The sequence below is a fragment of the Gilvimarinus gilvus genome, from assembly GCF_030518155.1.
Taxonomy (GTDB): Bacteria; Pseudomonadota; Gammaproteobacteria; order Pseudomonadales; family Cellvibrionaceae; genus Gilvimarinus; species Gilvimarinus gilvus.
The window spans coordinates 1-336 of record NZ_JAULRU010000718.1 but is presented as its reverse complement, the minus strand read 5'-3'; the positions used below and the strand labels follow the sequence as shown (position 1 = coordinate 336).

The following is a 336-nucleotide window of genomic DNA, read 5'->3' as shown; positions in this document are numbered from 1 at the left end:
TGTTCCAGCGTTGACATTATCCATGCAGATAAACGGCATTTTACCGACCGGGCCATTCAGTTTGAAAAAGGTGGTGTTATCGCTAAAGCATCCGCGCTGAGTGACAGAGAAAGCAGCGACGTTTTTGGCGCTGCACTTAATTTAATAGGGATCCAGCCGGTTTGGATAAGCATTGAAAACCAGAACGATCATGAGTTTCTGTTTTTTCCTATAGCGGTTGATAGTAATTACTTTCCCGCCTATGAAGTGGCAACGCGTGCCTCTGTTGTCGCAGGTCATGATAAACATGACCTTTATGAACTGCTTGAAAAGCATCAGTTTCCGCGGTTTGTATCG

Annotated in this window: 1 protein-coding gene; it reads left to right on the top strand. The window is 44.9% G+C overall.

What is annotated here, in order from left to right:
* Positions 1-336, top strand: a 336-nt coding sequence (locus tag QWI17_RS18110; protein ID WP_302723934.1) for a hypothetical protein, incomplete at both ends; no start/stop codon positions are given.